19 protein-coding genes, 1 tRNA gene and 1 pseudogene are annotated in these 18999 nt (G+C 64.6%); 14 read left to right on the top strand and 7 right to left on the bottom strand.

What is annotated here, in order from left to right:
* Positions 1-40: 40 nt before the first annotated feature.
* From KTR40_RS13855 to KTR40_RS13840, 4 genes and pseudogenes are all read left to right on the top strand, one after another.
* Positions 41-1027 carry an ABC transporter substrate-binding protein gene (locus KTR40_RS13855; protein ID WP_228404086.1) on the top strand — a complete coding sequence of 329 codons (987 nt, stop codon included), beginning with the start codon at positions 41-43 and terminating at the stop codon, positions 1025-1027.
* Positions 1024-1866, top strand: coding sequence for an ABC transporter permease (locus KTR40_RS13850; protein WP_139030014.1), 843 nt, complete (start codon positions 1024-1026; stop codon positions 1864-1866). The genes KTR40_RS13855 and KTR40_RS13850 overlap by 4 nt, the downstream gene beginning before the upstream one ends.
* Positions 1863-2636, top strand: coding sequence for an ABC transporter permease (locus tag KTR40_RS13845; RefSeq protein WP_228404085.1), 774 nt, complete (start codon positions 1863-1865; stop codon positions 2634-2636). Before KTR40_RS13850 ends, KTR40_RS13845 begins: the two co-directional genes overlap by 4 nt.
* Before the next feature lie 130 nt (positions 2637-2766).
* A pseudogene (locus KTR40_RS13840) lies at positions 2767-3489 on the top strand (ABC transporter ATP-binding protein); the annotation flags it as partial.
* Here KTR40_RS13840 and KTR40_RS13835 read toward each other — a convergent pair.
* From KTR40_RS13835 to KTR40_RS13825, 3 genes are all read right to left on the bottom strand, one after another.
* Complete coding sequence (locus KTR40_RS13835) at positions 3467-4102, bottom strand: DUF2461 domain-containing protein (RefSeq protein ID WP_228404084.1); 636 nt, start codon at positions 4100-4102, stop codon at positions 3467-3469. The pseudogene KTR40_RS13840 and the gene KTR40_RS13835 overlap by 23 nt on opposite strands.
* Before the next feature lie 125 nt (positions 4103-4227).
* Complete coding sequence (locus tag KTR40_RS13830; protein WP_228404083.1) at positions 4228-5724, bottom strand: catalase; 1497 nt, start codon at positions 5722-5724, stop codon at positions 4228-4230.
* Between the two features lie 7 nt (positions 5725-5731).
* Positions 5732-6217 (bottom strand): Fur family transcriptional regulator, encoded by a 486-nt coding sequence (locus KTR40_RS13825; protein ID WP_139030009.1) that lies wholly within the window; start codon positions 6215-6217, stop codon positions 5732-5734.
* Positions 6218-6312: 95 nt separating this feature from the next.
* On the opposite strand from KTR40_RS13825, the gene KTR40_RS13820 reads away from it, so the two are divergent.
* Complete coding sequence (locus tag KTR40_RS13820; RefSeq protein WP_139030008.1) at positions 6313-7584, top strand: MFS transporter; 1272 nt, start codon at positions 6313-6315, stop codon at positions 7582-7584.
* A 32-nt stretch (positions 7585-7616) separates the two neighbouring features.
* The gene (gene htpX, locus KTR40_RS13815) at positions 7617-8486 is read left to right on the top strand and encodes a zinc metalloprotease HtpX (protein ID WP_139030007.1); all 870 of its coding nucleotides are present in this window, start codon (positions 7617-7619) and stop codon (positions 8484-8486) included.
* Positions 8487-8637: 151 nt separating this feature from the next.
* Here the strand turns inward: htpX and KTR40_RS13810 are convergent, their stop codons facing one another.
* Complete coding sequence (locus KTR40_RS13810) at positions 8638-9129, bottom strand: YajQ family cyclic di-GMP-binding protein (RefSeq protein WP_104998705.1); 492 nt, start codon at positions 9127-9129, stop codon at positions 8638-8640.
* A 184-nt stretch (positions 9130-9313) separates the two neighbouring features.
* Here KTR40_RS13810 and KTR40_RS13805 point away from each other — a divergent pair, with 184 nt between their 5' ends.
* The 5 genes from KTR40_RS13805 to KTR40_RS13785 all read left to right on the top strand — a co-directional run bounded on the left by KTR40_RS13805 (position 9314) and on the right by KTR40_RS13785 (position 13449).
* Positions 9314-9568 (top strand): hypothetical protein, encoded by a 255-nt coding sequence (locus KTR40_RS13805; protein ID WP_228404082.1) that lies wholly within the window; start codon positions 9314-9316, stop codon positions 9566-9568.
* 168 nt (positions 9569-9736) lie between these two features.
* Positions 9737-9818 (top strand) — tRNA-Tyr (locus tag KTR40_RS13800).
* 277 nt (positions 9819-10095) lie between these two features.
* Positions 10096-11307 carry a hypothetical protein gene (locus KTR40_RS13795; protein WP_228404081.1) on the top strand — a complete coding sequence of 404 codons (1212 nt, stop codon included), beginning with the start codon at positions 10096-10098 and terminating at the stop codon, positions 11305-11307.
* Positions 11300-12898, top strand: coding sequence for a phenylacetate--CoA ligase family protein (locus KTR40_RS13790; RefSeq protein ID WP_228404080.1), 1599 nt, complete (start codon positions 11300-11302; stop codon positions 12896-12898). The genes KTR40_RS13795 and KTR40_RS13790 overlap by 8 nt, the downstream gene beginning before the upstream one ends.
* Before the next feature lie 119 nt (positions 12899-13017).
* Positions 13018-13449, top strand: coding sequence for a CBS domain-containing protein (locus KTR40_RS13785; protein ID WP_228404079.1), 432 nt, complete (start codon positions 13018-13020; stop codon positions 13447-13449).
* A 97-nt stretch (positions 13450-13546) separates the two neighbouring features.
* Here the strand turns inward: KTR40_RS13785 and KTR40_RS13780 are convergent, their stop codons facing one another.
* A complete protein-coding gene (locus KTR40_RS13780; protein WP_228404078.1) occupies positions 13547-14515 on the bottom strand; it encodes a LysM domain-containing protein in 969 nt (322 codons plus the stop codon).
* Positions 14516-14869: 354 nt separating this feature from the next.
* Positions 14870-15601 carry a potassium channel family protein gene (locus KTR40_RS13775; RefSeq protein ID WP_228404077.1) on the bottom strand — a complete coding sequence of 244 codons (732 nt, stop codon included), beginning with the start codon at positions 15599-15601 and terminating at the stop codon, positions 14870-14872.
* Between the two features lie 69 nt (positions 15602-15670).
* On the opposite strand from KTR40_RS13775, the gene KTR40_RS13770 reads away from it, so the two are divergent.
* Both KTR40_RS13770 and KTR40_RS13765 read left to right on the top strand, forming a co-directional pair.
* Entirely contained in the window at positions 15671-16219 is a 549-nt protein-coding gene (locus KTR40_RS13770; protein WP_139030002.1) for a thioesterase family protein, read from the top strand.
* Between the two features lie 118 nt (positions 16220-16337).
* A complete protein-coding gene (locus KTR40_RS13765) occupies positions 16338-16763 on the top strand; it encodes a co-chaperone YbbN (RefSeq protein WP_139030001.1) in 426 nt (141 codons plus the stop codon).
* A gap of 87 nt (positions 16764-16850) precedes the next feature.
* Here the strand turns inward: KTR40_RS13765 and KTR40_RS13760 are convergent, their stop codons facing one another.
* Positions 16851-17129, bottom strand: coding sequence for a putative quinol monooxygenase (locus tag KTR40_RS13760; RefSeq protein ID WP_139030000.1), 279 nt, complete (start codon positions 17127-17129; stop codon positions 16851-16853).
* 114 nt (positions 17130-17243) lie between these two features.
* Here KTR40_RS13760 and KTR40_RS13755 point away from each other — a divergent pair, with 114 nt between their 5' ends.
* A complete protein-coding gene (locus tag KTR40_RS13755; protein ID WP_228404076.1) occupies positions 17244-18959 on the top strand; it encodes an AMP-binding protein in 1716 nt (571 codons plus the stop codon).
* Positions 18960-18999: the final 40 nt, after the last annotated feature.

Below are 18999 nucleotides of genomic sequence, written 5' to 3'. Positions count from 1 at the left end.
GGGCTGGTCAGCTCCTGGTCATGGGCACGAAGGAGTGATCATGAAACGTCGTCTTATTTCCATCCTGGCAGTTGCCTCTGTCCTTGGGCTGGCGGCCTGCGGAAGCGGCTCGCCAAGTTCCACCGGAGGCGGGAGCGCGCCGGCCACGGGCGGCGGGGGTGCGGGCCTGACCAAGGTCAGCGTGGGCGTGATCCCCATCGTGGACTGCGCCCCCATCTACCTCGGCGACAAGCAGGGATTCTTCAAGGACGAAGGCCTCCAGCTGGATATCCAGACGGCTACCGGCGGCGCGGCGATCGTGCCGGGCGTGGTCAGCGGCAGCTTCGACTTCGCCTTCTCCAACCTGATCTCGGTGATGGTCGCCAAGGACAAGGGGCTGGACCTGAAGTTCGTCGCCAACGGCGCCTCCACCACGGGCGAGAAGGGCAAGGACATCGGTGGCGTGGTGGCCCCGGCCGGCTCGGACATCAAGTCCGCGAAGGACCTTGCCGGCAAGACTGTCTCGGTGAACAACCTCTCCAACATCGGTGACACCACCATCAAATCGGTGATCGAGAAGGACGGCGGTGATCCCAGCGGGGTGAAATTCGTGGAGGTCGCCTTCCCGGACGCCCCCGCGGCCCTGGCCAACAAGCAGGTGGATGCTGCGTGGATCCTGGAGCCTTTCCTGTCCAAGGCCGTGGCTGAGGGCGGAACCGTGGTGTCGTCCAACTTCGTGGAGATGAGCCCCGAACTGGACATCGCAGGCTACTTCACCAAGGGTGACACCATCAAAGGCAAAGCGGAGCTGACCGAGAAGTTCACCCGGGCCATGAACAAGTCCCTTGAGTACGCCCAGGAACACCCGCAGGAAGTCCGGGACATCGTGGGAACGTACACCAAGATCGACGAAGCCACCCGCGCCAAGATGATCCTGCCGCGCTACCGCGTTGACTTCGACAAGGACGCCTTCAAGACGCTCGGCGACGCCGCGGCCAAGTACGGCACCTTGACCAAAGCTCCGAGTGCAGACGACCTCCTCCCGTGAGCACAGGAACCCTGGCCACCGGCGGGGCCGCTCCACGGGCGGAGCGGCCCCGCAGGCAGGGCGGCAAGGGAGCAGCGAAACAACTGCTCGGGATCGCAGGGATTATTGGATTCCTGGCCACCTGGGAGCTCATCCCCCGGCTCGGCCTGATCAACGAACGGTTCCTTCCACCTGCCAGTGAAGTCATAGCCGCCCTGGTTGTCGACTTCGGCCTGACGGCCTTCTGGGTAGCGGTGGGCGAGACCATGAAGGCGTGGTTCCTCGGCCTCCTGATCGCCGTGGCTGCCGCGGTCCTGCTGGGTTTTATCATCGGCTCCAGCGGCTTCCTCCGGAAGGCCACCAACTCCACCATCGAGTTCCTGCGCCCCATCCCGTCGGTGGCCCTTATCCCGTTGGCCGTGCTGCTGTTCGGGGTGAAGATCGAATCGTCCCTGCTGCTCATCGTGTACGCGTCCTTCTGGCAGGTCCTCATCCAGGTGCTGTACGGCGTGGCTGACGTCGACATGGTGGCCAACAACACCGCCAAGACCTACGGGCTGGGCACGATGGCGCGGATCCGGTACGTCGTGTTTCCCACGGCACTGCCCTACCTGATGACGGGGGTGCGGCTTGCCGCCGCGGTGGCGCTGGTCCTGGCCATCACGGCGGAACTGGTGATCGGCTCCCCGGGCCTTGGCCGGGAGATTGCCCTCGCCCAGTCCGGCGGTGCCATCTCCGGGATGTACGCCTTGGTGCTGGCCACCGGCCTGATCGGTGTCCTGATCAACATTGTGATGCGCCAGATCGAGAAGCGGATCCTTGCATGGCACTCCTCGGTCCGGTCGGAGGTGATCGTGTGAGGTCGTTGAAGAACCTCGGCTACATCGTGGGCCTGCCGGTCCTGCTGGTCCTGGTCTGGTGGTCCTCCACCCTGGGTGCGGTCAACTTTTTTGTCCCCCGGCCTGCCGACCTCGTAGGGACGTTCGGGAAAGTCTGGTTCGGTGACAGGTTCTTTTCCGATGTCCTGCCCAGCCTTGGAAGGCTGGTGGTGGGCGTGGCGGTGGCCATTATCATCGGAGTGGTGGGTGGCGTCCTGATCGGGTCCGTCCGGTGGCTGCGGGCACTGCTGGAACCGACGCTGGAATTCTTCCGGGCCGTCCCGCCTCCGGTCCTGGTGCCGGTGCTGATGCTGCTCATGGGCATCACCGACTCCATGAAAATCATGGTCATCATTTCCGGCTGCGTCTGGCCGGTGCTGCTCAACACCATTGAAGGTGTTCGGGCCGTGGATCCGGTCCTCTCCGATTCAGCCCACACCTACGGCATCAGCGGCTGGGCACGCGTGCGGTACCTGGTGCTGCCTTCAGCCAGCCCGCAGATCATGGCCGGCGTGCGCCAGTCGCTGTCCCTCGGGCTGATCCTCATGGTGATATCCGAAATGTTCGCATCGTCCTCCGGGCTGGGCTTCACCATTGTCCAGTTCCAGCGGTCCTTCGCCATCCCGGAAATGTGGTCCGGCATTGTGGTGCTGGGCCTGCTGGGTGTGGCCATGTCCTTCGTCTTCCAGTGGGCAGAGCGGAACATCCTGCGCTGGTACCACGGCCAGAAAGAGGTAGAAAATGCAGCCTGAACCCACTCCAGCGAAAACGGAGGCCATCCTCTCCGTCCGCGGGCTGAAGAAGGTCTACCAGACCGACGGCGGTGACGTGGAGGCAGTCCGGAACCTCACCTTTGACCTGCGTGCAGGGGAGTTGGCCTGCCTCGTGGGGCCCTCGGGCTCCGGCAAGACAACGCTGCTCAAGTGCATCTCCGGGCTCATGGCGCCGACCGAGGGCGAGGTGCTCCTGGACGGCAAGCGGGTGACAGGTCCGCCCAAGAAGATGGCCGTGGTGTTCCAGGAATACGGACGTTCGTTGTTCCCGTGGATGCGGGTCCGGGACAACGTGGAACTGCCGCTGAAGAACCAGGGCGTCCCCAAAGCCGAACGCGACCGGCTGGTGGACGACGCCCTCGAAGCCGTGGGGCTCTCGCACGTGCCGCGGTCCTACCCCTGGCAGCTTTCCGGCGGCATGCAGCAGCGCGTGGCTATTGCCCGGGCTATCGCGTACCAGCCTGAGGTCCTGCTGATGGACGAGCCGTTCGCGGCCGTGGATGCGCAGACCCGGGCCGACCTCGAGGACCTGATCCGGGTGGTCTGGAAGAAGCTCGGCGTGACCGTGCTCTTCGTGACCCACGACATTGACGAATCCGTGTACCTCGGCGAGCGGGTCATCATCCTTTCCAGCTCTCCCACCGTCATCCAGGAGGATATTACGATCGACCTTCCGGACGAGCGCGACCAGCTGAACACCCGTTCCCTGCCGCGCTTCACGGAGTTGCGCCACCACGTGTACGAGCAGATCCAGCTGGCGAAGAAGGGGCACCGACCGGCGGCGGCCTCAGCCGGGAAGGAAACTCCGCTCAAGGGGCAGCATGCCGGCTGACCCAGTCCACTAACGGCCGCAGGTCCTCCCATAGTTTCCCGACTTCCTGGACTGCACCCGGGGTGGCCAGCCATTCCGGACGGCCGAGGTGGAGACTGGCGGCGAGGGACTTGTGCTTCAGGAGTTCTGCCCGGGGATGCTCGCGAGGGTAGCCCCGCGGAACCGTCTTCAGCTTCTCGCCCTCCACGGCAAAGCCTGCGGCAGCTACGGCGTCGACAATCTGGCGGAGCGACTCCCCGGTGCCGGACGCGTCCACGGAGTTGCGGTACCTGGCCAGCTGGGCGGGTGTGTGCGAGTGGTAGCCGCCGCCCACCAGTAGCCCGTCGGCGCTGACCTGGAGGTAGTAGCCCACGCCTTCCTGGACGGAGGCCACCGCGCCCTGGGCCGTCTTGTAGGGGGACTTGTCCTCGGAAAACCGGATGTCCCGGTTGGGCCGGAACAGCTTCGCCGGTCCGAACCGGGGTTCCAGCCCTGCGAGCAGCGAGGAGAGGGGTTCCTTGACCAGGGACAGGTAGCTGTCCCTGTGTTCCTGCCACCACTCCCGGTTGTTGTGGTGCTGAAGCTCCTCATAGAACCCGAACGCGCCGGCGGGTATGCCCTGGAAACTTGTCATGAAGCGATCCTAGGGACAGGCAGCCATCCGCGGCCATGACCGGAACCGGCTATGTGGAAAAGAAAAACCACCCCGCCACTGGAACAGTGGCGGGGTGGTTTTCAGTAACGCAAGTCGGCGCTGGATCAGCCGATCTTGTTGGCAGCCTCTGCATCGGAGGACGGAGCCGACGGAGCAGCCACGGCACCGAGGTTGGCGCGCAGCTTGGCGCCGAGCTCGGCGTCAACGTTGGTCCAGTACTGGATGGCGCGTTCCTTGATGCCGGGGCTCTTGACGCCGCCCACCGCACCGGTGATGGTCTCCAGGAAGCGGGCCTTGGCCGCCTCGTCGTAGACCTCGCGGTACAGCGTGCCTGCCTGGATGAAGTCGCTGTCCTCTGCGTGGAGGGAGTGGGCGGCAAGGGTCAGCTCGCCGTCGTTCTCCCAGCCGCCGGCCGGGTTCTGCGGCTCAACCGCAGCCGGGCCGCCAACCGAGTTGGGGGCGTAGACCGGCACGGACGGGGCGTTGAAGTGGTATCGCCCGGCGCCGTCCTGGTTGTAGTTGTTGACCTGGTTCTTGGGCTGGTTCACCGGGATCTGGGCGTGGTTGGTGCCCACGCGGTAGCGGTGCGCGTCCGCGTAGGAGAAGATGCGTGCCTGCAGCATCTTGTCCGGAGAGGCGGCGATGCCCGGCACGAAGTTCGACGGCGCGAACGTGGCCTGCTCGATCTGGGCGAAGTAGTTCTCCGGGTTCCGGTTCAGCTCCATGGTGCCCACCTTGATCAGCGGGTAGTCCGCGTGCGGCCACACCTTGGTCAGGTCGAACGGGTTGAAGCGGTAGGTCTTGGCGTACTCGTACGGCATGACCTGGACGTGCAGGTCCCAGGACGGGAAGTTGCCGGCTTCGATGTTCTCGGAGAGGTCGCGGATGTAGAAGTCCGCGTCGGAGCCGGCGAGCTGCTCAGCCTGCTCGGAGCTCAGGGAGTTCACACCCTGGTTGGACTTGAAGTGGTACTTGACCCAGAACCGCTCGCCTTCGGCGTTGATCCACTGGTAGGTGTGCGAGCCGTAGCCCTGCATTTCGCGCCAGGAAGCCGGCAGGCCGCGGTCGCCCATGAGCCAGGTGACCTGGTGTGCGGACTCGGGGGACAGGGTCCAGAAGTCCCACTGCATGTCGGCGTCGCGCAGGTGGGTGCCCGGCAGGCGCTTCTGGGAGTGGATGAAGTCCGGGAACTTGATGCCGTCGCGGATGAAGAACACCGGGGTGTTGTTGCCCACCAGGTCGTAGTTGCCCTCGGACGTGTAGAACTTCACGGCGAAGCCGCGGGGATCGCGCCAGGTGTCCGGGGAGCCGTTTTCGCCGGCCACGGAGGAGAAGCGGATCAGCATTTCGGTTTCGACGCCCGGCTGGAGGAAGGCTGCCTTGGTATACCGGGACACGTCCTCGGTGGCCTTGAACGTACCGAATGCTCCGCCGCCCTTGGCGTGCACTACGCGCTCCGGCACCCGCTCGCGGTTGAACTGGGCGAGCTTTTCCACCAGGTAGTGGTCAGTCAGGATGATCGCGCCGTCGGCACCGACCGACTTCGAGTGCGCATCGGACGTAACGGGGGCACCTGACTGGGTTGTTGAAATGGCAGTCATTGTTCTCCTATTTCTCTATTTCTTGTGAGGGACGATTGGAAGGAAGTTGTTGGGACTGCTGGCAGTCCTGGCAGATGCCCTGGTACATGACGTCGGCAATCTGGATGGTCATGGGCTTGGCGTTCTCGTCCCAGTGGGGCGTGAGGCAGGGGGCATGGCCCACGGCGCAGTCTACGTCCTCGACGCGGCCGCAGCTGATGCAGATCGCGTGGTGGTGGTTGTCTCCCACCCGCGTTTCATACAGGGCAGGGGAGTGCGGCGGCTCAAACCTGCGGAGCATGTGCAGGTCCGTCAGGTCGCCCAACACCACGTACACGGACTGCGCCGTCAGCTCGGGCAGCTCCGCGCGGGCGGCGGCCAGGATGCTTTCGGCCGGGGAATGGGGGTGGCGTTCGACGGCGGACAGGACCGCCAGCCGCTGTTTGGTCACCCTGCGGCCATGGGCGCGCAGGGCGGCAGCCCATGCCTCGTGGCCATCAAAGTGTTCCGTCATGCCACCATTCAAGCACTTATTATGAACATCTCACAATAAGGCTCGGCTAACACCTTGTGAACGGGAAGAAACCCTGCCGCCGCTAGGGTTGCAGGGTGGGGAAACTGCTCGCTGACATCACGCCGCTCAGGGAGAGCCCTGCCTTCCGCAGGCTCTGGCTGGGCTCGGCCGTTTCCGCGGTCGGCAGCCAGCTCACCCTTGTGGCAGTAAGCCTTGAGGTTTACCGCATCACCCAGGACAGCCTTTACGTGGGCCTGCTGGCGGTCTTCGCGCTGGTACCCCTGGTCATCGGCGGGCTGCTGGGCGGATCCATCGCCGACTCCCACGACCGGCGCCAAGTGGCACTCCTGTCCTCCACTGTCATGTGGTTGGTCACCGGGCTGATTGCGCTGCAGTCCTGGGTCCAGCTGGGCAACGTGTGGGTCCTGTACCTCCTGGTCGCGCTGCAGAGCGGCGCGCAGGCCATCAACCAGCCGGCCCGCAGCGCCATCCTTCCCATGCTGATCCGGACCGAACTCCTGCCCGCGGCCAACGCGCTGAGCATGATGTCCTTCGGCCTTGCCATGACGGCCGGTCCGCTGCTGGCCGGCGTGCTGGTGGCCTGGGTGGGGTTCGGCTGGACGTACACCCTGGACTTCGCCAGTTTCGCTTTCGTGCTGTGGGCTGTCTACCGGCTGCCGCCCCTGCCCCCGTCAGGCACCCCGGGCAGGCCCGGGTTCCGCTCCGTCGTCGAAGGCTTCCGCTTCCTGGGCACACGGCCCAACGTGCGGATGACCTTCGTCATCGACCTCCTGGCCATGATCCTTGCCCAGCCCCGGGCGCTCTTGCCGGCCATCGGTGCCGTCATGATCGGCGGCGGCGAAGCGACCGTGGGGATCCTGCTCGCATCCACCGCCGTCGGCGCTTTCCTGGCCGGTCTGTTTTCCGGACCCCTCGGCGGAGTCCGCCGGCAGGGCAGTGCCGTGGTTCTTTCGGTGATGGGCTGGGGTGCGTCCATGGCGGCCTTCGGCCTGGTGGTGGTGCTGGCCGGGCGTGCCCCGGACGGGGAGGTCACGCCATGGCTGCTCCCGGCGGCAGTGTGCTGCGCGCTCGCCGGCATCGCCGATTCCATCAGCGGCGTCTTCCGGCACACCATCCTCCAGGCGGCCACACCGGACCACCTCCGCGGGCGGCTCCAGGGCGTTTTTATCGTTGTGGTGGCCGGCGGTCCCAGGATCGGCGACCTGCTCGCCGGCGGCGCCACCAGGATCGCGGCCGAGGGCTGGGTCCTGCTGTTCGGCGGCGTGCTGTGCGTCGCCGCGGCCTGGGCGGCAGCCAGGCTCCAGCCCGGCTTCGGCCGGTACGACGCGCGGAACCCAGCCCCCTAGACAGGCGTTTCCTTAGTGAGTAAGGAGGAGACGTGCACAAACATTACAACGGGCTCAAAACGGCGGCGCTCTTCGGGGTGCTGTGGGCGGTGCTGCTGGGCCTCGGGGCGCTGATCGGCACCAGTACCCGCAGCTCCGCGCCAATCTGGATCATGGCTCTCGTGGGGGTGGGCACCACGGCCTACGGCTACTGGAACAGCGACAAGATCGCCATCCGCTCCATGGCGGCCTACCCCGTCGCCGAAGCCCAGGCGCCGCAGCTGTACCAGATGGTCCGGGAACTGTCCGTCCGGGCCAACCAGCCCATGCCGCGCATCTACCTCTCGCCCACCATGAACCCGAACGCCTTCGCCACAGGACGCAATCCCCGGAATGCCGCCGTATGCGTAACCGAGGGCATGCTGCAGCTGCTCGACGCCCGCGAACTCCGCGGAGTCCTTGGACACGAACTCATGCACGTCTACAACCGGGACATCCTCACCTCGTCCGTAGCCGCCGCCGTCGCGGGCGTGATCACGTCGGTGGGCCAGATGCTGCTGTTCTTCGGCGGCGGCGACCGGCGCAATTCCAATCCGCTGGCGATGATTGCCATGGCGCTCCTGGCACCCTTTGCGGCGTCGCTAATCCAGCTGGCCATCTCGCGGACGCGGGAGTACGACGCCGACGAGGACGGTTCGCAGCTGACCGGCGATCCGCTGGCGCTCGCCTCAGCCCTGGCCAAGATCGAGCGGGGCGTCACCATCGCGCCGCTCCCGCAGGACCAGCGGCTGGTGAATGCCTCGCACCTGATGATCGCCAACCCGTTCCGCGGCGGGGCGATGAACAAGCTGTTCGCCACGCATCCGCCAATGCGGGACCGGATCTCACGGCTGGAGCGGATGGCGGGCCGGCCGCTGGTGTAGTCAGGGACAATGGGCGACGCGCAAACTCCCTGGCGATGCGCAAACTCCCTGGCGACGCGGAAAGAGGCCGGCGCTGCCCATATTCGGGCAGCGCCGGCCTCTTTGCGTGTCGGCAATACTTTTGTGCGTCGAAAACGACGGCGGGGGACGGCTAGCTGCGGAAGTTCACGAACTGCAGGTCGGCTTCCTCGAAGTCCTTCAGCAGGGCCATGGTGGCCTGCAGGTCGTCGCGGGACTTGGACGTCACGCGGAGCTCGTCGCCCTGGATCTGGGACTTGACGGATTTGGGCGCTTCGTCGCGGATGAGCTTGTTGATCTTTTTGGCCAGGTCCTGCGCGATGCCCTCCTTGATGGAGGCCTCGAGCCGGTACTCCTTGCCGGATGCGTAGGGCTCGCCCGCGTCCAGCGACTTCAGGGAGATGCCGCGGCGGATCAGCTTGGACTGGAGGACGTCCAGCACCGCCAGGACCCGTTCCTCGGAGTTCGCCTTCATCAGGATCTTCTCGCCGCTGAAATCAACCTCGGCGCCGACGCCCTTGAAGTCGTAGCGCTGCGCCAGTTCCTTCTGCGCCTGGTTCAGCGCATTGGCCACTTCCTGCTTGTCTACCTTGCTTACGACGTCGAACGTTGACTCGCCTGCCATGACTCTCCTTGTGCTGGTGGGACCCTGTGCGCTGACAGGGCGTGATCACTGCATTCCAGCCTAATACGGATGCCCGCGCTGATGGGGTCCCGGATTCACAGTTCCCTTTCAGCGGACGCTCCGCAGGAACGAAGGAGGGAGGGGAACGGTTGAACGTGTTGGGAAGTTGCTCGAAGGGAACACCATGCACCGCAAGGCCGTCCGTTATGCCACCCGCACCACCTCAGCCGCAGCCGGGGCGGTGGCAACAATGGCATCGTCGGTTGCCGCCGCCGCGGTTGCGACGTCCATCATCCTCGCTCCGGTAGCGGACGCTTCGTCCCGGATGGAAGGCGTCAGCGAGGACCTGCTGCGAGCCGTCCAGCTGAACCAGATCACCGAGGAGCAGGCCGTGAAGTTCGAGGCCCGGCTTGCCGGGAGGATCCTGGGGGAGGCCTGATTCCGTTCCCTTCCCCCGTTGTTTCAAGGGTTTTCCGGGCCTGCGAGGCCCGATTCGATTCTTCGGCGGAAGTTCTGTAAAGTTGTCTTGCCCGCGGTTACTGGAAGCGGAACGGCCCGGAAACGGACGCTCCGAAGACTGCATCGGCGGGTACTTCTTTTGAAGTTCGGCAGATTACCCGAGCGGCCAAAGGGGGCTGACTGTAAATCAGCTGGCAACGCCTACGGGGGTTCGAATCCCTCATCTGCCACCCAAGCGAAAGCCCGTAGTTTCCCAGAATTCTGGGAAACTACGGGCTTTCGTCATTCCCGGCAACCGCCCGCCGCGGCAGCAGCCGCCAGCATCCTCTCCAAGGCTATGGGCAGTCACCCCGAGTTGTCCCCGGATCCAACATCGACGGGCATGCCCGGCGATCTTTTTGCAATCCTGTGACAATTCCGGGGCGATCTTGATGATGCCCCGGATACCCTTCTCACATATTCGCAATTTTTTGGGGGGAAATTGAAGAATGGGACATTCGCCAGTGCATGACCCAGACGGGAATTGCTGCGGCATCCGCAGGGTTGCCCAAGGCCGGCCATGCCACATTGAGATGCACGTTCGCCGGCAAAATGCAGGCCCGCGTCCTGGAGCCCTATCTGAAGGTCCGGCCGGAATCCGTGGCCATCATGCCTGAGGATGTTGGGGGACCTTGGTTCGATATCGCGGAGGAGGTCCGCTGGTATCCCTCGCCACATAACTCCCAGCCGATTAAGCTGAGGCCCATCAGCGAGACCGCGGCAGTTGTCTACTATGACCTTGACCTTGGATTGCCTGCCGAATCGTTCGGAATCCCTTTCGGCCACGTGTGCGCGGGCGTCTTCCTGGAGTCACTGTCCGTGGTGGCGGCAGCCCGGGGCTACCGCACCGTGGAAAGCCTCGAGCTTTCCGAAATGGATTTCGCTGCCGGGGACAGGTTGCACCTTATTGGCACAGTCCGGCTGGAACCTGCTGTTGCAGACGCCCATTCCAAGTCCCTGGCCGACGGTAATTTGGCCGCATTCCGGGCCAGGCGGACGTCGCGCCGGCCGTACGACACGCGGGTTGTGGATGAGGTGATCCTGAAGGCAGCTTCTTCCATTGCCGCCCAACATGGATACGAATTCCATTCAACCACTGACAGCAAAACTGTTTCTTCACTCGTGCGGGTCAACCAGGAAACCCTATTTTCCGACCTGCGCAATAACGCGGTCTACGCCGAGATCATGGAGTGGTTGCGGTTTTCAAAGGATGAGGCCGCAGCCCGGGCGGACGGTCTCAGTGCAGAGACCATGATCATTCCCGGCCGGGTGCTTCGATTCGCGATGAAGCACCGTAATCTTTGGTCCTTCCCGGCCATCGGCGGTTTCATAAGGGCTGTCTATCTCCGGACGATGCGTGGGGTTCGGCAGCTGGGATGGTTGGAAGGCCCGTTCGCGGAACCGAGCCATTTCCTGGAAGCCGGGCGCACCTTTATGCAGGTCTGGCTCTTCTTTTCGGAAAAAGGCATCTACCTCCACCCCTTTGGCACTGTGATCACCAACCCTTCTTCCCATGCGGAGTTCGTCAAAGAGGCTGGAATCAGCGAGTCTGCGGGCCGGATGGCGTGGATGCTGTTCAGGTTCGGTTACAGCGCCACCCCGCCGCGGGCCCACCGCCGCCCTGCGGCCTCGATGCTGCTCACCGATGACATGTCCTTACAGGAGCCACACCTTGAATAAGAAACTCATCTTTGCCTTCGTTTTCCTTATGGACAGGTTCGTCGGGATTTTTACGCCAAGGGTTTCAACCCACCGGATACTGCTGATGCCGGGCATCGAACCTTTCCGTTGGACCGCGGGGCGCTGGAGGGCTTGGCGGACCTTTGAGATGGCAGCCAAACGTGTTCCTGCCTACGGTGAATTCCTCTCCGAACACGGCGTGGGTGGACGGCTTTCCCTCAAAGGCAAGACGGTGGCGGAGGCCTTCGCCGCTTTGCCGGAGATGGACAAGGACAGCTACATCAAACGCTGGACCATTCCTGCACGCAGCGTGGACGGCGTGCTGCCGCGCCACGGCGTGGTTGTCGATGAGTCTTCCGGAAGCTCAGGCGTTCCAACCAGCTGGGTGCGTGGCCTCGACGAACGCCTGGCCACAAGGCAGCTGCTCCAGGTCGGCTTTTCGCGCACCGCCGAGACATTGAGGAAGCAGCCGTTCGTGCTCAACTGCTTCTCACTCGGAGCATGGGCAACAGGGATGAACGTCACGACTTCGCTGACAGACGTGACAATGATCAAATCAATCGGCCCGGACCGGGACAAGGTCATTGCCACGATGCTGGAGTTCGGGCCTGATTACACCTACATCATCCTTAGTTATCCGCCCTTCCTGAAAGCCCTTTTCGACGACGACCGGATCAGGTGGGAGGACTACGATATCGTGGCGGCATTTGGCGGCGAGGGTATCAGCGAGAACATGCGGGCACACATCACGAAGTACGCCCACAGTGCCTTCGGTTCCTACGGTGCGTCCGACCTGGAGATCAACATAGCCATCGAAACGGACTACACCGTGGAGCTCCGCCAGGCAATCGCGGCCAACCCGGAACTGTCGGCACGGCTCACCCGACAGGATGAATACGGTGTGCTCCCGATGATCTTCCAGTTCAACCCGTACGACTACCTCGTCGAAACGAACGGGGAAGGCGAACTCGTCGTCACGATCGTGCGCAAGGAGAACGTCAACCCGCGGATCCGATACAACATCCATGACCGCGGACATGTGCTGCGCGTGCGTGAACTCAACGCCGTGCTGCGGGAATTTGGGCTCGAACACATCATCCGCCAGCAGTTCCTCGACCTGCCCCTGCTCTTCCACTACGGCAGGAGCGACCTGTCCGTCGATTTCAACGGGGCGGTTGTGGCACCGGATGCACTCCGCGACGTCCTTAGCAGCGACCAGAGCCTTCTTTCAGCAGTGGAAAACCACCGCCTTGTCAGTTTCGAGGACGCCTTGGGAAACCGGCAGCTTCACATCGCGCTTCAGCTCACGTCGAAAGCCACCAACGAGGGCACCTTCGACGCAGCTTCCTACAGGACATACATCCTTGATCGGTTGAGGAGCATGAACGGCGACTTCAACAACGCAATCCTTACATCACCCGAGGCAAGCCTGCCGACAATTGCTTTCTATCCGCTGCGCACCGGCCCCTTCAGATCGGACGGTTCCAAACTAAAAAACGAGTACGTCTGGCAACTTGGCCCTACGGCTCCCGAAGACTGGGAGCTGGACCTCACATTCCGGGCCCCAAAAAGCCGGGCATCTGCTGACTGAAGCCGTCCCGGAACCGTGCCAGACCGCCGTCGACATGGACAGTGGCCGGGCGTAGGCTGGCAGCATCGGCGCATGTGCCCGATGCCCTGCGTCGATATCCAATCGATGAAGGAGGACCAATGAGTGCCGTACGTGAATTCATGACTACGGACGCACAGTGTATTAAGGAAAGCCAGTCCCTGGCAGATGCTGCCCGGATGATGCTGGACCTTGACTGCGGATCCCTGCCAATCTGCGGCGACGACGGCAAGTTGAGGGGCATGATCACGGATCGTGACATCGTGCTCAAGTGCGTGGCCGCCGGACGCGACCCGCGCGAAATGATGGCCCGCGACCTCGCCTCGGGCAAGCCGTACTGGATCGACGCCGACGCTAACGTTGACGCCGCGATCGAGATGATGGAAACGCACCAGGTCCGCCGGCTCCCTGTCATTGCCGACCACAAGTTGGTTGGCATCATCAGCCAGGGGGACATCGCCCGCAACTACTCGGAACAGCGCGTGGGCGAGCTCGTGGAGCACATCTCTGAGCGCAAACGGATGAACGCATAGCGTGGGATTTCCTGGCGCAGTCCATGCCCTTGTCCGCGGCTCCCTGCCTTGAAGGCCAGGGACCGCGGACAAGCTGTGCGGGCAACCCTTATGGCAGTCAGTTCAGTGCTATCAGGAGCATCTGGCTGGTGCCGGGGATGCAGGTCTGCAGGATGGCCCGGGGGAAGCCGCCGAAGACCGCAATGACATCATTGGTGGTGCCCGGGTTGGGCACCTGTCCCCGGGCCGAGACCGTGTAGGTTCCATAACCCGGGATGCTCACTGTCTCGCCCACCCCAATGCCGGAGAAGCGTGCCCAGCCGCCGCAGAAATCGTGCTCCGTAATGAACAGCGAATAGCCGTCGTTGGGGGTGTAGTGGATGGGGCCAATGCAGGCGTCCACCATGCCCTGGCCGCCGGCGCCCGCAACATAGATGGTGCGGACGGCGGGCGCGGCGGGGACAGGTGCCGGAGCGGCCGCCGGTGCCGGGGCGGGAACGGAAGCCGCGGCGGGGGCAGAAGCAGGTGAGGCCGGCGCCGGCGCCGCAACTGGCGGGCCGGTCAGCACCAGAGTCTGGCCTGGGAGAATGATGCTGAAGGGGCCAAGGCCGTTGGCGGCGAGCATGGCATTCATGTCCACGCCGTGGCTGGCCGCAATGGCCCCGACAGTATCTCCGGGCACCACGGTGTAGAGGTTCGGGTCACCCGCGGGCGCGGCTGCCGGAGCGGGCACGGGCGCCGGTTCGGGAGCAGGAGCAGGCGCCGGTTCTGCCGGTGCCGCGGACTCCGGTGCCGCCGCTTCCGGGGCTGGTGCTCCTGCCTCGGAAACAGGCTCCGCTGCGGTGTTCGGCACCTCAGCTGATGCCGCACTGGCAACCTGGCCGATCGCCGTCGTGCTTTGGTTCAGGGGGGCGGGAGGCGCCGCCAAGGCACCGACTCCGACGGCGGCCACCACGGCGGCAGTGGCCATCCCGGCCCACAGCCTGTTGCTGATGGCCGGCCGCACGGCGGTGAGGTCGGTGCGGGGTTCGTCGGTGGCAAAGCTCCTGCTGGGGCCTTCGGGAGTGGAGAGGTATGGCTGGTTCATGGGTAGCCCATCCGGGTTCGGTCCATGGCAGGCTGGCGCAGTGCGCTCCAGCACGCAGGACGGATTCAGGAAATATGCGCCGGCCGCCCCCAGCTGTTGCCGGGCTGCACAAAAGGCGCGTGATGGAGCGACCGCATACCCAGAAAATACGGAGGCTCCGTGAGGAGGCAGGACCCCGGGAAGCCAGCCCGGGGGACCCACCAGCACGTGTTAGGTCCTAGGACTCCCGAGTCTAGGAACGCGCAGGGCAGGCAGCACCAGTAGGAATTACCCGAATATTTGCGCCCGATACCCGGTAGCCCGGGACTGACTACTCAAGAGGCGGCTACCCAATACTTGCCCGGAGGCCGGCGGCTACAGCGTGCGCCGCTCCTGGAGCTCGGCGATCTCCCGCCGGAGCGCGGCAATTTCAGCCGCCAGCCCCGCCATTTCGGCGCGGACCGGTTCTTCGGCCTCGGATACTGCCTCAGCGGTGTCCTCCACCCGCTGGACGAGCCAGGACGCAATGGACGCCGTGACCACGCCCAGCACGGCAATGCCGCTCATCATCAGCGCCGCGGCCACCATGCGGCCGAGCGGCGTCACCGGGTACATGTCGCCGTAACCCACGGTGGTGATGGTGGTCATGGCCCACCACGGGGCATCACCGAAGGTAATGATCTTCGCGTCCGGCACCGACTGCTCCACGTCCAGGACCGCCAGGGCCCCAACGAACACCAGCATCGTGGCCGAACCCGCCACATAGGTGACCACGCGTCCCCGCAGCGTGTCGCCCAGCGTCCTGTGCAGCACGGACAGCAGCGTCACCAGGCGGAGGAGGCGCAGCGGCCGGAAGAACGGCAGGGCCACAATCACCAGTTCATGCAGGTTCCGGATGAACCACGTGCCGCGATCGCCGGCAAGCCACAGGTTTGCCAGGTAATCCACCACAAAGATGCCCCACGTCGCCCACATAAGAGCTTCGAGCCAGAGGGCGGCGCCGCCTTCCAACCTGCCGATCACCTGCCACGCGTACGCCCCCAGGAAAACGAGGGCAGTCACCGTCAGCGGCCAGTCCGCAAGGTCCCGGTAGCGTTGTTGGGTCATGCAGGAAATCCTACTGTCAGGTCCAGCGCCTGCTCCGGCAAGCATGTTACCGGCGGGTAGCATAAGGGGATGCACCTGCTCCTGAGAACCCTCCTGATGCTCTTCCGCTCGTCGCGCCGGCCGCCGCTGACGGTCTGGGACAGCGCCTCGCTCCCGCTGCGGGTGCTGCCGACGGACATCGATATCGCCATGCACGTCAACAACGGCATGTACCTGTCCCTGATGGACCTGGGCCGGTTCGACCTGATGGTCCGCAGCGGCGTGTGGCAGCGGATGCGCCGCCGGGGCTGGGGGCCGGTGGTGGCCGCGGAGACCATCGCCTTCCGCAAGTCCCTCCAGCTGTGGCAGCACTACACCATTGAGACCCGCATCATCGGGCTGGACGCCAAAGCCATCTTCTTTGAACAGCGCATGGTGGCCGACGGGGAGGTGTATGCCCGTGCCTACATCGCCACCCGCCTGGTGGCCAAGGGCCGGCCGGTGAGCCAGGAGGAGATCCTGCGCGAGTTCGGCGAGCCGCCGGTGGACCTGGTCCTTCCCGACTGGATCCATGAGTGGCGGGCGTCCAGTGCGCTGCCCGGCAGCAGGACGGCGGCGCCGCACCGCTGGGAAGCATAGTGGCCTGAGCGCCAAAACCCCGTGTATAGGGACCGTGCCCGTTATTCCCGATGACGCGCGGAGCGAACAAGGGCCCTCCACGGAGGACATGCCTGGGCATCCCGCGTACCGTTGACACATGGCTACCCTAGACATCACAGGTGAACAGTTCGCATCCACCATCGAAGGCAACGACATTGTCCTGGTGGATTTCTGGGCGGAATGGTGCGGCCCCTGCAAGCAGTTCGGCCCCACGTACTCAGCAGTTTCAGAGAAGCACCCGGACGTCCTCTTCACCAAGGTGGACACCGAAGCGGAGCAGCAGCTCGCCGCCGAGGCAGGCATCTCGTCCATCCCCACCCTGATGGCCTTCCGCGAAAAGGTGCTGGTGTTCTCCCAGCCCGGTGCGCTGAACGCCCAGCAGCTTGAACAGGTGGTGGATGCCGTGAAGGCGCTGGACATGGAGGAAGTCCACGCCCACGTGGCCCGCCAGCGGGAAGAAGCCGCGGCAACAGCCGGCAAGCAGGCAGGCCCGCAGGACGGCACCCAGATCCCGGACGCCTGATCCGTCCTTTATATTGAATGCCTTAACTCGAAATGCGGGACCTCCCACTGGGAGGTCCCGCATTCGTTAATGCTCGGAGTGCAGGGGCTAGAGGCGTTCCAGCTTGACCGGTTCCGCCAGCAGCGCGCTCAGGGATTCGTTGAGGTCCTGCACGGCGATGCCCTTGGAATGCTTGGCAAGGTCCTCCTCCGACGCCCACTGCTCAGTCAGGACCAGCTTTTCTTCGGTGGCTTCTGTCAGCTCGTAGCGGATGCAGCCGGGTTCGTTCACCACCTCGTCGATGGCTATTTCGAGGGCCAGCTTCACACGGTGGAACTCGCCGTCGTTGGGGATGAACGTTGCCTGCAGGTCAATGGGTGAACTCATGGATTTCACAATACCGGGAGCCGGGGAGGGCGGTGCTTCTGTTGCGCCGGACACCCGGGGTGTTGTGGTGGCGCGGTGCTTCTATTGCCAGGGCCCACTTGGTAGCGTGCCACCATGCGCGCATACACAGCCGGGGACACTGACGTCCCGCTGCTCGAGGAGACCATTGGCCGGAACTTCGAGCGGGTGGTGGCGCGGTTCCCCTTCCATGACGCCCTCATTGAGGCTGCGCCTGTTCCGGGCGCGGATGCGCGCCGCTGGAGCTACACAAAGATGAACGACGACGTCGACCGACTGGCGCGGGCTCTCCTCGCCCTGGGCATCGCCAAGGGGGACCGGGTGGGGATCTGGAGCCCCAACTGCGCCGAGTGGACGCTGCTGCAGTACGCCACGGCCAAGGCCGGCGCCATCCTGGTGAACGTCAACCCGGCGTACCGCAGCCATGAGCTGGAATTCGTGGTCAGGCAGAACGGCATGCGGATGCTGGTCACGGCGCCGTCGGACCGGAACAGCGACTACGTGGGGATGGCCCGCCGTGCGCTCGCCGGGTGCCCCGACCTGCGCGAACTTGTCTTCCTTCCCGCGCCTGGCGGGCCAGGTGGACAAGGGCCTGAGGGGCAGGGGCCTGGCGGGGAAGGGTTCGACGCCGGCGTCCCCCTCAGTGACGCGGAAATGACGTACGCCGAGCTGCTTCGGCGGGCGGACGCCGTCGGACATTCGCACCTGTTGGCCCGCATGGCTGAACTCGGCCCGCACGATCCCATCAACCTGCAGTACACGTCCGGGACCACGGGCTTCCCCAAAGGGGCCACCCTGACGCACCACAACATCCTGAACAACGGTTATTCCATTGGCGAGCTGCTCGGGTACACGGAGCGCGACAGGGTGGTGGTTCCGGTGCCGTTCTACCACTGCTTCGGCATGGTGATCGGCAACCTGAATGCCCTCAGCCACGGCGCGGCCACCATCATTCCCAGCCGCGGTTTCAACGCGGCCGCCACCCTTGAGGCTGTCCAGGATTTCGGCGGCACGTCCCTGTACGGCGTGCCCACCATGTTCATCGCAGAACTGGCGCTGCCCGATTTTGCGTCCTACGACCTCTCAACCCTGCGCACCGGGGTCATGGCCGGCTCCCTGTGCCCCATCGAGGTGATGAACCGGGTCATTTCGGAGATGAACATGCGGGACGTGGCCATCTGCTACGGGATGACGGAAACGTCCCCGGTGTCCACCATGACCCGGCAGGGCGACACCCTGCAGCACCGCACCGAAACCGTTGGGCGGACCATGCCGCACCTGGAAAGCAAGATCGTTGACCCGGCCTCCGGTGAGGTGCTGGAGCGCGGGCAGATCGGGGAGCTGTGCACGCGGGGCTACGCGGTGATGGAGGGGTACTGGAACCAGCGGGACAAAACCGCCGAGGCCATCGACGGCGAGGGCTGGATGCACACCGGGGACCTGGCCCGCATGGACGGGGAGGGCTACGTGGTGATCGAGGGCCGGATCAAGGACATGGTGATCAGGGGCGGAGAGAACATCTACCCGCGGGAAATCGAGGAGTTCCTCTACACCCACCCGTCCATCCGTGACGTGCAGGTCATCGGTGTCCCGGATGCGCAGTACGGCGAGGAACTGATGGCCTGCATCATCCTGGAACCGGGGGCGGAACCGCTGGATGCTTCCGCCGTTGCCGACTTCTGCCGCGGGCGCCTGGCCCACTACAAGATCCCGCGCTACGTTGACGTCCGCAGCAGCTTTCCCATGACGGTGTCCGGGAAGGTCCGCAAAGTGGAGATGCGGGAGGAAGCGGTGGCCCGGCTGGGGCTTTGAACTGCAACGCGGGGTCACTTCCCGCCCGATAATTCGGGTT

This window comes from Pseudarthrobacter sp. L1SW (genome assembly GCF_020809045.1).
Classification (GTDB): Bacteria; Actinomycetota; Actinomycetes; order Actinomycetales; family Micrococcaceae; genus Arthrobacter.
This window is presented reverse-complemented; position numbering and strand designations above follow the sequence as displayed.

Bases quoted from the DNA above. Each gene is read 5' to 3' on its own strand.
- KTR40_RS13855 (WP_228404086.1), top strand. From the start codon at position 41: ATGAAACGTCGTCTTATTTCCATCCTGGCAGTTGCCTCTGTCCTTGGG.
- KTR40_RS13835 (WP_228404084.1), bottom strand. From the start codon at position 4,102: ATGACAAGTTTCCAGGGCATACCCGCCGGCGCGTTCGGGTTCTATGAG.
- KTR40_RS13830 (WP_228404083.1), bottom strand. From the start codon at position 5,724: ATGACTGCCATTTCAACAACCCAGTCAGGTGCCCCCGTTACGTCCGAT.
- KTR40_RS13825 (WP_139030009.1), bottom strand. From the start codon at position 6,217: ATGACGGAACACTTTGATGGCCACGAGGCATGGGCTGCCGCCCTGCGC.
- KTR40_RS13810 (WP_104998705.1), bottom strand. From the start codon at position 9,129: ATGGCAGGCGAGTCAACGTTCGACGTCGTAAGCAAGGTAGACAAGCAG.
- KTR40_RS13805 (WP_228404082.1), top strand. From the start codon at position 9,314: ATGCACCGCAAGGCCGTCCGTTATGCCACCCGCACCACCTCAGCCGCA.
- KTR40_RS13795 (WP_228404081.1), top strand. From the start codon at position 10,096: ATGACCCAGACGGGAATTGCTGCGGCATCCGCAGGGTTGCCCAAGGCC.
- KTR40_RS13785 (WP_228404079.1), top strand. From the start codon at position 13,018: ATGAGTGCCGTACGTGAATTCATGACTACGGACGCACAGTGTATTAAG.
- KTR40_RS13780 (WP_228404078.1), bottom strand. From the start codon at position 14,515: ATGAACCAGCCATACCTCTCCACTCCCGAAGGCCCCAGCAGGAGCTTT.
- KTR40_RS13775 (WP_228404077.1), bottom strand. From the start codon at position 15,601: ATGACCCAACAACGCTACCGGGACCTTGCGGACTGGCCGCTGACGGTG.
- KTR40_RS13770 (WP_139030002.1), top strand. From the start codon at position 15,671: ATGCACCTGCTCCTGAGAACCCTCCTGATGCTCTTCCGCTCGTCGCGC.
- KTR40_RS13765 (WP_139030001.1), top strand. From the start codon at position 16,338: ATGGCTACCCTAGACATCACAGGTGAACAGTTCGCATCCACCATCGAA.
- KTR40_RS13760 (WP_139030000.1), bottom strand. From the start codon at position 17,129: ATGAGTTCACCCATTGACCTGCAGGCAACGTTCATCCCCAACGACGGC.
- KTR40_RS13755 (WP_228404076.1), top strand. From the start codon at position 17,244: ATGCGCGCATACACAGCCGGGGACACTGACGTCCCGCTGCTCGAGGAG.